At 44.9% G+C, this 12,904-nt stretch carries 14 protein-coding genes; 12 read left to right on the top strand and 2 right to left on the bottom strand.

Annotated elements, in window-relative coordinates:
- Window positions 1-233 precede the first annotated feature (233 nt).
- Window positions 234-2,183 (bottom strand): ABC transporter ATP-binding protein, encoded by a 1,950-nt coding sequence (locus FE394_RS11740; RefSeq protein ID WP_319926569.1) that lies wholly within the window; start codon window positions 2,181-2,183, stop codon window positions 234-236.
- Between the two features lie 193 nt (window positions 2,184-2,376).
- Between FE394_RS11740 and kefG the strand changes: the two genes are divergently transcribed.
- From kefG to slyD, 4 genes are all read left to right on the top strand, one after another.
- Complete coding sequence (kefG, locus tag FE394_RS11745) at window positions 2,377-2,940, top strand: glutathione-regulated potassium-efflux system ancillary protein KefG (protein ID WP_319926570.1); 564 nt, start codon at window positions 2,377-2,379, stop codon at window positions 2,938-2,940.
- Between the two features lie 2 nt (window positions 2,941-2,942).
- Complete coding sequence (gene kefB, locus FE394_RS11750; protein ID WP_319926571.1) at window positions 2,943-4,748, top strand: glutathione-regulated potassium-efflux system protein KefB; 1,806 nt, start codon at window positions 2,943-2,945, stop codon at window positions 4,746-4,748.
- A gap of 15 nt (window positions 4,749-4,763) precedes the next feature.
- Window positions 4,764-4,967: a YheV family putative zinc ribbon protein gene (locus FE394_RS11755; RefSeq protein WP_319926572.1), complete on the top strand. Its 204-nt coding sequence runs from the start codon at window positions 4,764-4,766 to the stop codon at window positions 4,965-4,967.
- Window positions 4,968-5,123: 156 nt separating this feature from the next.
- Window positions 5,124-5,660 (top strand): peptidylprolyl isomerase, encoded by a 537-nt coding sequence (gene slyD / locus FE394_RS11760; protein ID WP_319926573.1) that lies wholly within the window; start codon window positions 5,124-5,126, stop codon window positions 5,658-5,660.
- Between the two features lie 117 nt (window positions 5,661-5,777).
- Here slyD and FE394_RS11765 read toward each other — a convergent pair whose 3' ends face one another.
- Window positions 5,778-6,020: a SlyX family protein gene (locus FE394_RS11765; RefSeq protein WP_319926574.1), complete on the bottom strand. Its 243-nt coding sequence runs from the start codon at window positions 6,018-6,020 to the stop codon at window positions 5,778-5,780.
- A gap of 260 nt (window positions 6,021-6,280) precedes the next feature.
- Between FE394_RS11765 and fkpA the strand changes: the two genes are divergently transcribed.
- The 8 genes from fkpA (at window position 6,281) to fusA (ending at window position 12,813) form a co-directional block, all read left to right on the top strand.
- The gene (fkpA, locus tag FE394_RS11770; protein ID WP_319926575.1) at window positions 6,281-7,060 is read left to right on the top strand and encodes an FKBP-type peptidyl-prolyl cis-trans isomerase; all 780 of its coding nucleotides are present in this window, start codon (window positions 6,281-6,283) and stop codon (window positions 7,058-7,060) included.
- Between the two features lie 634 nt (window positions 7,061-7,694).
- Window positions 7,695-8,417: a helix-turn-helix transcriptional regulator gene (locus tag FE394_RS11775; protein WP_319926576.1), complete on the top strand. Its 723-nt coding sequence runs from the start codon at window positions 7,695-7,697 to the stop codon at window positions 8,415-8,417.
- A 6-nt stretch (window positions 8,418-8,423) separates the two neighbouring features.
- A complete protein-coding gene (gene tusD / locus FE394_RS11780; protein ID WP_319926577.1) occupies window positions 8,424-8,819 on the top strand; it encodes a sulfurtransferase complex subunit TusD in 396 nt (131 codons plus the stop codon).
- A 14-nt stretch (window positions 8,820-8,833) separates the two neighbouring features.
- The gene (gene tusC / locus FE394_RS11785) at window positions 8,834-9,193 is read left to right on the top strand and encodes a sulfurtransferase complex subunit TusC (RefSeq protein WP_319926578.1); all 360 of its coding nucleotides are present in this window, start codon (window positions 8,834-8,836) and stop codon (window positions 9,191-9,193) included.
- Between the two features lie 19 nt (window positions 9,194-9,212).
- Window positions 9,213-9,500 carry a sulfurtransferase complex subunit TusB gene (tusB, locus tag FE394_RS11790; protein WP_319926579.1) on the top strand — a complete coding sequence of 96 codons (288 nt, stop codon included), beginning with the start codon at window positions 9,213-9,215 and terminating at the stop codon, window positions 9,498-9,500.
- 167 nt (window positions 9,501-9,667) lie between these two features.
- Window positions 9,668-10,042 (top strand): 30S ribosomal protein S12, encoded by a 375-nt coding sequence (gene rpsL, locus FE394_RS11795; protein WP_319926580.1) that lies wholly within the window; start codon window positions 9,668-9,670, stop codon window positions 10,040-10,042.
- Window positions 10,043-10,140: 98 nt separating this feature from the next.
- Window positions 10,141-10,611 carry a 30S ribosomal protein S7 gene (gene rpsG / locus FE394_RS11800; protein ID WP_092513454.1) on the top strand — a complete coding sequence of 157 codons (471 nt, stop codon included), beginning with the start codon at window positions 10,141-10,143 and terminating at the stop codon, window positions 10,609-10,611.
- 93 nt (window positions 10,612-10,704) lie between these two features.
- Complete coding sequence (fusA, locus tag FE394_RS11805; RefSeq protein WP_319926581.1) at window positions 10,705-12,813, top strand: elongation factor G; 2,109 nt, start codon at window positions 10,705-10,707, stop codon at window positions 12,811-12,813.
- Window positions 12,814-12,904 lie beyond the last annotated feature (91 nt).

Below are 12,904 nucleotides of genomic sequence, written 5' to 3' on the forward strand. Positions count from 1 at the left end.
AACATGAGAATACGAATCTTAGGTTTTTTCCAATTATAAATAACCTGTCTGCATAAATGAATTATCATTTTTTACGGCAAGTAAACGAGATGTTTACATGCGAGTTTTATTTTTTCCTGTAAACAGGGAAAATTATTTTCAGTATTTGAGTAAGTGATGGAATAAGAGGATAGAAATAAATCGGGCATTGCGTAACAATGCCCGATTATATCTGACCCATCAGACTTGAAAAATTAATTAACTCCTTGATTGGAATTAAATGCTTCAGTCATTTGTTCGAGTTGCTCCTGAATGTCCAGCCATTCCATTTCAATATCTTCCAATTTAGATTTTGTTTGTGTCTGTTGGTATAAGCATTCAGTTAATTCAGCTTTGCGCTCATTCTCGTAGAGTGTGTTATCTGACAGTTTTTCTTCTAAACCTGCTAATTCTGTACCCTGTTTTTCCATCTGCTTTTCAAGGGCCGTCAGTTGCTTACGCAATGGCTGCGTCTGGTTACGGAATTCAGCTTCACGTCGTTTTTGGTCTTTACGCTCCTGAGCACTGTAATTTTGAGTGCCGTTCGCTAAAGACTCCGTATTGGCTTTCTCCTGACTGTCACGCATTTGTTGGCGTTGCAATTCAGTCAGCCACTGTTGGTAATCTTCTAAATCACCTTTGAAAGGTTCTACTTCGCCATCATGTACCAGATAAAGCTCATCTGTCGTGGAGCGTAGTAAGTGCCTGTCATGCGATACCACAACCATAGCACCTTCAAAATCAATAAGCGCTTCAGTTAATGCTTGTCGCATGTCGAGATCCAAGTGGTTGGTCGGTTCATCGAGCAGCAGAAGGTTGGGGCGCTGCCAGACAATCAGGGCCAATACCAGACGAGCCTTTTCACCGCCGGAAAAACGCCCGCTCGGATCGGTCACTTGGTCACCTTTAAAACCAAATCCGCCCAGATAATCCCGAAGTTGTTGTTCCATTTCTTTTGGAGCGATTCGGGCTAAATGCTGCAATGGCGATTCATCAGCCCGCAGGTATTCCAGCTGATGCTGCGCAAAGTACCCCAGTTTGATGCCTTTTGATAAAGCAATTTCTCCTTGCTGTGGCGCAAGTTCTCCTGCAAGCAGCTTGATCAGCGTGGATTTGCCTGCCCCATTACGACCTAATAAACCGATACGTGAACCCGGCACCAGATTTAATTTGATCGAATCAAGGATTGTCTTATCACCATAACCTGCACTGACTTTTTCCATATTCAAAAGCGGATTGGGTAAGTTGTCTGGCTGGCGGAAACTGAAATGAAAAGGGTTATCGACATGGGCAGGAGCAATAAGCTCCATTCGTTCCAGCATTTTGATGCGGCTCTGTGCTTGTTTCGCTTTAGAGGCTTTGGCACGGAAGCGATCGATATAGCTCTGCAAATGTGCCACTTTTTCCTGTTGGCTTTGATATAGCGCTTGTTGCTGAGAGAGTTTGGCAGCCCGTTGCCGTTCGAAGGAAGAGTAGTTACCCGTGTATTCGTATAGATCCTGTTGCTCAATGTGCAGCACTTTATCAATGATGGGATCGAGGAAATCCCGATCATGGGAGATGAGGATCAACGTACCGGTGTAGTTTTTCAGCCATTTTTCGAGCCAGATGACAGCGTCCAGATCAAGATGGTTGGTTGGTTCGTCAAGCAATAACAAGTCGGAACGGCAAATCAGTGCTTGAGCCAGATTGAGGCGCATGCGCCAGCCACCGGAAAATGAACGTACCGGTTGTTCCAACTGGGTCTGAGAGAACCCAAGCCCGTGTAGCAGGCTGGAAGCACGAGAGCGGATTGTCCATGCCTGAATGGTATCAAGCAAGCCATGAAGGTGGGCTATGGCGTGACCGTCATTTTGTTCGTTGGCGTTTTTTAACTTCTGTTCCAGTTGCCGAAATTCTCGGTCGCCATCGATCACATATTCCAGTGCTGATGTTTCCAACGCTGGTGTTTCCTGATTAACCCAGGCCAGTGACCAGTTATTGGGAAATGTGACAGAGCCATTCTCGGCCTGAAGTTCATCTTTCAGTAATGCGAGTAGGGTTGATTTACCACAGCCATTCTTGCCAACTAATCCCACTTTTTGGCCGGGATTGATGGTTGCGCTGGCATTGTCCAGCAGGACGCGAATGCCACGGCGGATTTGCAGTGAAGAGAAAACAATCATAGATGTTGTCTATATAAAGTGTGTTAAGTTAATAATTCGGTTATATGTATACCTACTGGATTTCAAGATGCAATGTGATGGCAAGGGAACTTGACCGACAAAACTGTAACTTGAAAGACGGGCATATTCAATTTGATAGCTTGACGTGCATGGTAGCTGAAAATATGTGTCCTGACACGTTTTGGGGGGATTGATGTTACTGTCACCTAATGTATTGCCGCCAAAAATCCTGCTGTTATATACCCACCCAGAACCTTTGAACTCAGTGGCCAATAAAGTTTTGTTGCAGCCTGCGCTGGAACTGAAGCATGTGACGGTTCACGATCTCTATGGCAGTTATCCTGATTTCTTCATTGATGTCCCCTTTGAGCAGCAATTGTTGCGTGAGCACAAAATCATTGTTTTCCAACATCCTTTGTATACTTATAGTTGTCCGGCTTTATTAAAAGAGTGGATGGATCGCGTGTTGAGCCGTGATTTTGTCAGCGGAGCAGAACAGGTGTTGAGGGGGAAGTATTGGCGCTCTGTTATTACGACCGGAGAACCCGAAGGAGCTTACCGGAAAGGGGGATATAATCTTTATCCGATGGAAGATATTCTCCGGCCTTTTGAGTTGACGGCACTTATGTGCCATATGCATTGGTTATCACCAATGATCATTTACTGGGCCAGACGCCAACGGCCTGAAGCGCTCGCGAGTCATGCGAATGCTTATCGGGAATGGCTGCAAGCGCCATTATCTTTGGGAGGGTTATGATCATGGAGAATTCAGCGCTGTTAAGCGCCGGAACACTGTTTTTGTTTGCTGCTGTTGTAGCTGTTCCTCTTGCCCAAAAGTTCAGGATTGGGGCTGTACTGGGCTATCTTATTGCAGGCATCGTACTTGGCCCATGGGGGCTGGGATTTATCAAAGATGTCGATGAAATCCTGCATTTCTCTGAACTTGGCGTCGTTTTCCTGATGTTTATCATTGGCCTTGAGTTGAATCCAACAAAACTCTGGCAGCTCAGGCGATCAATCTTTGGTGCGGGTACGGCGCAGGTGATATTAACTGCTCTGGTATTGGCTTCATTCCTTTGTTTAGTGAACTTTTCATGGCAGGCGGCGGTTATTGGTGGCATCGGGCTTGCGATGTCATCTACCGCGATGGCGCTGCAATTGATGAAAGAGAAAGGAATGACGAACCATGAAGGTGGACAGTTCGGTTTTTCTATCCTGCTGTTTCAGGATATGGCGGTTATTCCTGCTCTGGCGGTTATTCCGCTGCTGGCAGGCGGGGCAGCATCCAGTAACTGGTATCGCATCGGGCTGAAAATTGCTGCTTTTGCGGTCATGTTGCTGGGAGGGCGATATCTGCTGCGTCCCCTGTTTCGCTGGGTTGTGAAATCAGGTGTCAGGGAAGTTTTTACGGCGGCTGCATTGTTGATCGTACTGGGAGCTGCGATTTTCATGGAGACACTGGGTTTTTCAATGGCTCTGGGTACTTTTATTGCGGGTGTTTTGTTGGCCGACAGTGAATATCGTCATGAACTGGAAATTTCCATTGAGCCATTCAAAGGATTGCTGTTGGGACTCTTTTTCATTTCTGTTGGCATGTCCCTGAATATGGGAGTGCTGCTTACCCATTTGTCGAGTGTTTTACTGAGCGTTCTAGGACTGGTACTGATAAAGAGCCTCATACTTTATGTTATCGGCAGGATATCCGCTTTAAGAAAAGCATCATGTTTGCAGTTTTCCGGCGTGTTGAGTCAGGGGGGCGAGTTCGCGTTTGTGTTATTTTCTGCGGCGCTTGGGCAGGGAGTATTGGATCAAAATCAGATGTCACTTTTGTTGGTTGTGGTGACCTTGTCAATGATGACAACGCCTTTAGTGATGCAGTTGATTGAAAGCATGTTGACACATCGATACAACACACAAGATGAAAATAATGAACAGCCATTTGTAGAGGATAATGAGCCACAGGTGATTCTGGTAGGCTTTGGTCGTTTCGGGCAAGTGGTTGGTCGCTTGCTAATGGCGAATAAAATCCGGGTCACGGTATTGGAACGCGATGTGAGTGCCATCAGTACTATGCGCCGTTATGGTTATAAGGTGTATTATGGCGATGCGAGCGAACTGGAATTGTTACGTTCTGCCGGTGCAGCGAAAGCCAAGGCGATCGTCGTTACCAGTGATGAGCCGGTAGATTCAATGGCAATCGTACATTTGTGCCAGAAACATTTTCCTCACCTGAATATTCTTGCTCGTGCCAGAGGGCGTTTAGAAGCCCATGAACTGTTGCAGAGCGGTGTGAAAGATTTTAATCGGGAAACATTTTCCAGTGCATTGGAGCTAGGGCGCAAGGTACTCATCAGGTTAGGTATGCATCCACATCAGGCGCATCGCGCACAGCAGCATTTCCGACGTCTGGATATGCGCATGTTGCGTGAATTGATGCCCCAATTACATGGTGATGTGGCGCAGATATCCCGCGTGAAAGAAGCTCGCAGAGAGTTGGAAGAATTGTTTGAACGGGAAATGATTAATGAGCGTCGCCAGCCGGAAGGGTGGGATGAATATGAATAGCGTTGGGGGTGAATTATGTCGGTCAGTCGTAAACGTTTTATTGCGGGGGCAGTTTGCCCAAAATGCCAGTCACAGGATACGCTGGTAATGTGGCAGGAGAATAAAGTTGATATCGTAGAGTGTGTCCATTGTGGCCATACACAGAGGCAAACCGATAAAGCCGTCACTTCTCATGTCAGGGAACAGGAGCAGGTTATTGGTATTTTTACGCCACAATAACGAAATGTACTAACTAAATGTACTAATAATAAATGGTGGATAAATTTTGTGGTTGCTAGGTACAGAGACGGAGAATTCCGTTACAATCGGCAGCATTTTTTGAGTCATAAAAACTATCCCTCATGGGGTTTTCCCCTCGGGTATGCAGGAGTTGTCATGAAAGTAGTAAAAGATTTGGTAGTCAGCCTGGCTTACCAAGTAAGAACAGAAGATGGTGTTTTAGTTGATGAGTCCCCGGTGAGTGCACCGTTAGACTATCTGCATGGCCGTGGTTCTCTGATCAGCGGATTAGAGAAAGCACTGGAAGGCCGTGAGGCGGGTGAACGTTTTGATGTTAGCGTAGAAGCGGATGATGCATACGGTCAGTATGATGACAATCTGGTTCAGCGTGCACCAAAAGAAGTGTTTGTTGGTGTTGATGATATCGAAGTGGGTATGCGTTTTCTGGCTGACACAGACCAGGGTCCAATCCCAGTTGAAATCACTGCGATTGAAGGTGATGAAGTTGTCGTTGATGCTAACCACATGCTGGCTGGCCAAAACCTGAAATTCAATGTTGAAATCGTAGCAATTCGTGAAGCGACTGAAGAAGAGCTGACTCACGGCCATGTACATGGTCAGGGTGGTTGCGGTGATCACGATCACCACCATGAGCACGAAGAGAATGGATGCTGCGGTGGAAGCTGCCACTAATTTGAGGCTGGCGGAATAAGCAGAAAAAGAGAAGCGCTTAACGGCCTTCTCTTTTTTATTTTATGTTTATTTTATGCTTTAACCTTCCCTGACTGGTATTATTCCAGATAAATAATATCAATAATGAGGGGGAGGCGTTTCTTCTGAAAGTGGCGCAATAATTGATGTCTGACTGGTTTTTAGGCGCTCAGTCATTAATCGCAACTGCTCTTTCAACTTATCGGTTTCGATTTGCTGCTTCCGGACTTCTTGATTCAATTCTTCAATGGTGGCTTCCTGATAGGCCAGTTTAGTCTCTAGTTGTTCAAATCTTTGTTCAAATCTTTGTTCAAATTCTTGTTCAAATCCGGATAGTTTCACTATCTTTTCTCCAGCATATAGTCAATTATCGGGTCAATTGGTTGCATAACGTAAAAATTGTTCTAGTTAAATTGACACGATAGTATTCAAAAAATTCAGTAAAAAAGATGACACGCAACCTCTTTACTTTAATGTTGTCTCAATAGTTTTTAGATCAAGGTGCAGCAAATATTGTCATTGGTTTCCGTAGGCGGTTATAGTAAATGTTACGTGTGACTTGTGCTGACGGTAACCCCACCCAAATTTATTGGAGAAGTAGGATGAAATCATTGTTTAAAACAACTTTGCTGGCAACAACATTGATGGTGGCCTTTAGTGTACCTCAAGCTTTGGCTGCCAATACAGAAACTAAAAGCGAAGTAAAACTGAATAACGCGTTTAAAACAGTAGAACAGCAAAACTCTTATGCTCTGGGTGCTTCTTTGGGTAGTTATATGGCAAGCTCATTGAATGAGCAGAAAGCGCTCGGCATCAATATAGAAAAAGCACAGTTACTGGCTGGTGTTGATGATGCTTTAAACAATAAAAGCAAACTGACGGATAAAGAAATTCAAAGCACTCTCCTCGCTTTTGAATCGAAAGTGAAAGATGCGGCACAGGCTAAGGCAAAGAAAGAAGCTGAGGAGAGTGGCAAGAAAGGAGCTAAGTATCGTGAAGAGTTCACTAAGCAAGCTGGCGTAGTGAAAACCAAAACCGGTCTGCTCTATAAAGTAGAAAAAGAAGGTACTGGTAATGCTCCTAAAGAAACCGATACAGTGGTGGTTAATTACAAAGGTGCTTTGATTGATGGTGAGGTTTTTGATAGTTCTTATGAGCGTAAAGAACCTCTGTCCATTCGTCTGGACAGTGTTATCCCAGGCTGGAAAGAAGGCTTGCAGCATGTGAAGAAAGGCGGAAAAATCACATTAGTTATTCCACCAGAGTTGGCCTACGATCAGGCAAGCCTGCCTAAAATCCCTGCTAATTCAACGCTGGTATTCAATGTTGAATTACTGGATATTAAGCCTGTTGCCAAAGCAAGTGATGCTAAGACAAAATAATCCTGCATAATGAAAAAATAATACTGACAGGGGCTAATAGCTCCTGTTTTTTCATGTATATCCGTTGTCTTTCAAGTTATTATTGATATTTACCTTCTATTTGATGGGTAATAAGCATGAATTAAATGAGGAATGAATTTCTCTGCTTGTTATTTCCCTCAGCATTAAATGAGATATCGTTTTCATATTTCAGGTGTATTAGGCATAAAGCTGTGATAAACCCCTGCGGTATGTTCAGTAAAGGCTTGACGGCAATTCAATGTAGTTTTAACGTCAATGTAGTTTTAATGTCATTACTCTGAATAGAATATATATCCAATGGATTTCAAGATGCAGGCGACGGTAAGAGAACACTTCCTCCGGAGCATAACTATATTTTTATAACTACGTGATTTTTATAACTACGTGATTTTTATAACTACGTGCTTATACTACGTATTTATAATTATATGACAGAGGCGTGAATGGTAGCCAGCAAAGCTACAGCTTGAAAGACGGCGGGTATAGCGTATTCTGCCTGCAACAGTAGATATCTACTGAGATAGGTGCTTAGTTGCAGTAATGTGATTTTATAATAAATCTCACCCTGATGTTTTTGGTGAGGCAAGTCTGAGCTTGAAGGATGGTGTATTACATGTCTACCCCGCTATTATCTGGTGATAACAGTGATGTTGATTTACTGGAAAACCAACCGTTTAATGAAACGGATCACGAAATTTTAAAATCTTACGAAGCTGCTGTTGATGGTCTGGCTATGTTGATTGGTGGGCATTGCGAAATAGTTCTTCATTCACTGGAAGATCTGAAATGTTCAGCGGTCAGAATAGCAAACGGGGAACATACTGGTCGTAAGATTGGCTCCCCGATCACAGATTTGGCCTTGCGGATGCTACATGATATTACGGATGAAGACTGTAGTGTTTCCAAAGCCTATTTCACACGAGCGAAAAGTGGTTCGTTGATGAAATCTATTACGATTGCTATTCGTAATCGCCAGCGTCGGGTTATTGGGCTTTTGTGTATTAATATGAATCTTGATGTACCTTTCTCCGAAATTATTCAAACCTTTATTCCGGAAAGAACGCATGATGTTTCTTCTAACGTCAATTTTGCTTCTTCCGTGGATGATCTGGTCGCACAAACATTGGAATTTACTATTGAAGAAGTGAATGCTGATCGCAATGTTTCCAATAATGCGAAAAACAGACAGGTAGTACTGAATCTTTATGAGAAAGGTATTTTTGATATTAAGGATGCCATTAATCAGGTCGCTGATCGTTTGAACATCTCCAAGCATACGGTATACCTCTATATTCGCCAGTTTAAACATGGTGAATGTGCGAGTCCGGAGAAGTAATCAGTCATGTCGTCACTGTCTTATTGCCTGCTGGTCACTGGGCCAGCTTATGGGACTCAGCAAGCCAGCACCGCTTATCAATTTGCTCAGGCGTTGATCGCCTCAGGTCATAAACTGCATAGCGTGTTTTTTTACCGCGAAGGTGTCCAAAATGGTAATCAGCTGCTTGCTCCCGCTAGTGATGAATTTGATTTGGTCAGGGCATGGCAGGTATTAGCTGCCCAGCACCAGTTCAGCCTATTTATTTGCGTTGCAGCGGCCTTGCGACGTGGTGTTGTGGATGAACAGCAAGCCAGTGAATTGAATCTTCCTGCTGCAAATCTGGCAGATGGCTTTGAACTCAGCGGGCTGGGATCTCTGGCAGAAGCCATGATGCTGTGTGATCGCGTTATACAATTTTAAGGGCATCGGGGTAGATGAAAAAAATCGCCTTTGTTTTTACTGAAGCCCCCCACGGCTCTTCTGCCGGTAGGGAAGGGCTGGATGCACTGCTTGCAACATCAGCATTGACAGAGCAGATTGGCGTATTCTTTATTTCTGATGGAGTATTCCAATTATTGGCTAATCAGCAGCCGGATAAGGTTCTTGCCCGTGACTATATTTCAACTTTCAAAATCCTGCCTCTTTATGACATTGATAAGTGTTACGTTTGCCTTGATGACTTGCTGATTCGGGGAGGCAATCCGGCAAACAGCCTTGTGTTGGAGGCAGCGTTCCTTCCTGCAACAGCAATACGGGAGTTGTTGGCGGATTACGATATTGTGTTGAAATTTTAATCTATTGCAGGAAGGTAATATGTTATATACTGTCAGCCGTTCACCTTACCATGATGACTTCAATGCAATCCTTGGCTTGGTATCTGATGCAGATGACGTTCTGCTGATTCAGAATGGAGTGTTACTGGGTATCAATGATAATCACTATTTGAAGGCGTTGATCCGTTCCGGGGCTGGCATTTATGTTCTGAAAGAAGATCTGGATGCCCGAGGATTATCTGAGCAAACGTCAAACAGTGTACAGGTGATTGATTACAACGATTTTGTTGGCTTAACGGTGAAACATCAGCAAAATTTTGCCTGGTAGAAGTGAACTTTATTTTTCATCCATTTTACCAGCATAGAAAAACTGTATATTTCTTGACACCTCGTCAAGTCAGCAATAAAATTCCGCGTCCTCACGTTTTGTCATCATGACTGACGGAGGGTAAAATCCGTGTTTACGAAGCAAAAAAACCAGGAGTTTTTTTAATAATGTCAACTATTAACCAGCTGGTTCGCAAATCTCGTAGCTCGAAAGTTGTGAAAAGCAACGTTCCTGCTCTGGAAGCTTGCCCGCAGAAACGTGGCGTATGTACTCGTGTATATACTACCACCCCTAAAAAACCAAACTCCGCACTGCGTAAAGTATGCCGTGTGCGTTTGACTAACGGTTACGAAGTTTCTTCCTACATCGGTGGTGAAGGCCACAACTTGCAGGAACACTCCGTTATTTTGATCCGTGGCGGTCGTGTTAAAGACTTGCCAGGTGTGCGTTACCACACTGTTCGCGGTGCACTGGACTGTTCTGGTGTTAAAGACCGTAAACAAGGTCGTTCTAAGTACGGTGTGAAGAAGCCAAAGGCTTAATGGTTCTCCGTTAAGTAAGGCCAAACATTTTTCACTTCAATGTCAAAATAAACTCGTAGAGTTTTGGACAACCCTGAAATTCGAAACGGAGTATTTCCATGCCACGTCGTCGTGTAATTGGTCAACGTAAAATTCTGCCAGATCCAAAGTTCGGATCTGAATTACTGGCCAAATTTGTAAATATCCTGATGGTAGACGGTAAAAAATCTACCGCAGAAGCAATTGTATATAGCGCGCTTGAGACCCTGGCTCAGCGTTCTAGTAAAGATCATCTGGAAGCATTCGAGCTGGCACTGGATAATGTGCGCCCGACTGTGGAAGTTAAGTCCCGCCGTGTAGGTGGTTCTACTTATCAGGTTCCAGTTGAAGTTCGTCCGGTTCGTCGTAATGCACTGGCAATGCGTTGGATCGTTGATGCTGCTCGTAAACGCGGTGATAAATCGATGGCTCTGCGCCTGGCGAATGAATTATCTGATGCGGCTGAAAACAAAGGCGCTGCTGTGAAGAAACGTGAAGACGTTCACCGTATGGCAGAAGCTAACAAGGCGTTCGCACACTACCGCTGGTAATCCCGTTGTTGGTAATCCATCGGCAGTGAATATGTTCTGGGTAGCTGCTCGGCTACCCGTTCTCTAAATTGAACGCCCACGAGAGAGGAAAAAATGGCTCGTAAAACACCTATAGCGCGTTACCGTAATATCGGTATCAGTGCTCATATCGACGCCGGTAAGACCACGACAACTGAACGTATTCTGTTTTACACAGGCGTAAACCATAAAATTGGTGAAACTCACGAAGGTTCAGCAACAATGGACTGGATGGAGCAGGAACAGGAACGTGGTATTACTATCACCTCTGCTGCGACCACTGCATTCTGGTCTGGTATGGCTAAACAGTATGAGCCACACCGCATCAACATCATCGACACCCCAGGACACGTTGACTTCACCATCGAAGTAGAACGTTCCATGCGTGTTCTTGACGGCGCAGTAATGGTTTACTGTGCAGTTGGTGGTGTTCAGCCACAGTCTGAGACTGTATGGCGCCAGGCTAACAAATATAATGTTCCACGCATCGCGTTCGTTAACAAAATGGACCGTATGGGTGCGAACTTCCTGCGTGTTGTTGACCAGATCAAAACTCGTCTGGCAGCTAACCCAGTTCCACTTCAACTGGCTATCGGTGCTGAAGATACCTTCACCGGTATTGTTGACCTGTTGAAAATGAAAGCAATCAACTGGAACGAAGCTGATCAGGGAACTACCTTCACTTATGAAGAGATCCCTGCTGACATGCAGGAACTGGCTGAAGAATGGCACCAGAATCTGGTTGAATCCGCTGCAGAAGCATCAGAAGACCTGATGGACAAATATCTGGGCGGAGAAGAGCTGACTGAAGACGAAATCAAGACTGCTCTGCGTAAGCGCGTTCTGGCCGGCGAAATTATTCTGGTTACCTGTGGTTCAGCATTTAAGAACAAAGGTGTTCAGGCAATGCTGGATGCAGTTATCGAATATCTGCCAGCACCTACCGATGTTGAATCCATCAAAGGTATGCTGCCAGACGGTAAAGACACCCCAGCAGAACGTCACTCTAGCGATGAAGAGCCATTCTCTGCACTGGCGTTCAAAATCGCGACTGACCCATTCGTGGGTAACCTGACGTTCTTCCGTGTTTACTCCGGTATTGTTAACTCTGGTGACACCGTACTAAACCCGATTAAAGACAAGAAAGAACGTTTTGGCCGTATCGTACAGATGCATGCCAACAAACGTGAAGAAATCAAAGAAGTCCGCGCAGGCGATATCGCTGCTGCGATCGGCCTGAAAGATGTGACTACAGGTGATACTCTCTGTGACATGACCTCTCCAATCATTCTGGAGCGCATGGAATTCCCAGAGCCAGTTATCTCTGTTGCTATCGAGCCAAAAACTAAAGTTGACCAAGAAAAAATGGGTATCGCTTTAGGTCGTCTGGCTCAGGAAGACCCATCATTCCGCGTGAGCAGTGACGAAGAGACTGGTCAGACTATCATCGCAGGTATGGGTGAACTTCACCTCGACGTACTGGTTGACCGTATGCGTCGTGAATTCAACGTTGAAGCGAACGTAGGTAAACCTCAGGTTGCTTACCGTGAAACCATCCGTGCTTCTGTTGAGCAGGAAGGTAAACACGCTAAACAGTCCGGTGGTCGTGGTCAGTACGGTCACGTATGGCTACGTATCGAGCCTCTGGAAGCTGGCGGTGTTGGCTATGAGTTCTCGAACGAAATCGTTGGTGGTGTTGTTCCTAAAGAATATATTCCAGGTGTCGACAAAGGTGTCCGGGAACAGCTGAAGGGCGGTGTTCTGGCTGGTTATCCAATCGTTGACGTTAAAGTTGCACTGTTCGATGGTTCTTACCATGACGTTGACTCCTCGGAAATCGCCTTTAAAATTGCTGCGTCCATGGCATTTAAAGAAGGCTTCATGAAAGCGAAACCAGTTCTGCTGGAACCTATCATGAAAGTTGAGGTGGAAACACCTGAAGACTACATGGGTGACGTCATCGGTGACTTGAACCGTCGCCGTGGTATGATCGATGGTATGGATGATGTAGCTACGGGCAAAGTTGTTCGTGCTCAAGTACCATTGTCTGAAATGTTCGGTTATGCTACTGACCTGCGTTCTCAGACCCAAGGTCGTGCTTCTTACTCCATGGAGTTTTTGAAGTACAACGAAGCGCCGAGCAACGTCGCTCAGGCTATTATCGAAACTCGTAAAGCTAGATAAGTTTTCGAGTTTACTATCTTTTCAGCTCCCTCATCTTTGTGGTGGGGGAGCGGTATTAAGGAATAGAGTCGTGTCTAAAGAAAAGTTTGAA

It is taken from the genome of Xenorhabdus littoralis (assembly GCF_033949345.1).
Taxonomy (GTDB): Bacteria; Pseudomonadota; Gammaproteobacteria; order Enterobacterales; family Enterobacteriaceae; genus Xenorhabdus; species Xenorhabdus littoralis.

What these genes read in the sequence shown, in the direction of transcription:
- tusC (WP_319926578.1), top strand. Translation starts at nt 8,834, where the DNA reads ATGAAAAAAATCGCCTTTGTTTTTACTGAAGCCCCCCACGGCTCTTCT.
- fkpA (WP_319926575.1), top strand. Translation starts at nt 6,281, where the DNA reads ATGAAATCATTGTTTAAAACAACTTTGCTGGCAACAACATTGATGGTG.
- FE394_RS11775 (WP_319926576.1), top strand. Translation starts at nt 7,695, where the DNA reads ATGTCTACCCCGCTATTATCTGGTGATAACAGTGATGTTGATTTACTG.
- fusA (WP_319926581.1), top strand. Translation starts at nt 10,705, where the DNA reads ATGGCTCGTAAAACACCTATAGCGCGTTACCGTAATATCGGTATCAGT.
- FE394_RS11740 (WP_319926569.1), bottom strand. Translation starts at nt 2,183, where the DNA reads ATGATTGTTTTCTCTTCACTGCAAATCCGCCGTGGCATTCGCGTCCTG.
- kefG (WP_319926570.1), top strand. Translation starts at nt 2,377, where the DNA reads ATGTTACTGTCACCTAATGTATTGCCGCCAAAAATCCTGCTGTTATAT.
- kefB (WP_319926571.1), top strand. Translation starts at nt 2,943, where the DNA reads ATGGAGAATTCAGCGCTGTTAAGCGCCGGAACACTGTTTTTGTTTGCT.
- rpsG (WP_092513454.1), top strand. Translation starts at nt 10,141, where the DNA reads ATGCCACGTCGTCGTGTAATTGGTCAACGTAAAATTCTGCCAGATCCA.
- tusB (WP_319926579.1), top strand. Translation starts at nt 9,213, where the DNA reads ATGTTATATACTGTCAGCCGTTCACCTTACCATGATGACTTCAATGCA.
- slyD (WP_319926573.1), top strand. Translation starts at nt 5,124, where the DNA reads ATGAAAGTAGTAAAAGATTTGGTAGTCAGCCTGGCTTACCAAGTAAGA.
- tusD (WP_319926577.1), top strand. Translation starts at nt 8,424, where the DNA reads ATGTCGTCACTGTCTTATTGCCTGCTGGTCACTGGGCCAGCTTATGGG.
- rpsL (WP_319926580.1), top strand. Translation starts at nt 9,668, where the DNA reads ATGTCAACTATTAACCAGCTGGTTCGCAAATCTCGTAGCTCGAAAGTT.
- FE394_RS11755 (WP_319926572.1), top strand. Translation starts at nt 4,764, where the DNA reads ATGTCGGTCAGTCGTAAACGTTTTATTGCGGGGGCAGTTTGCCCAAAA.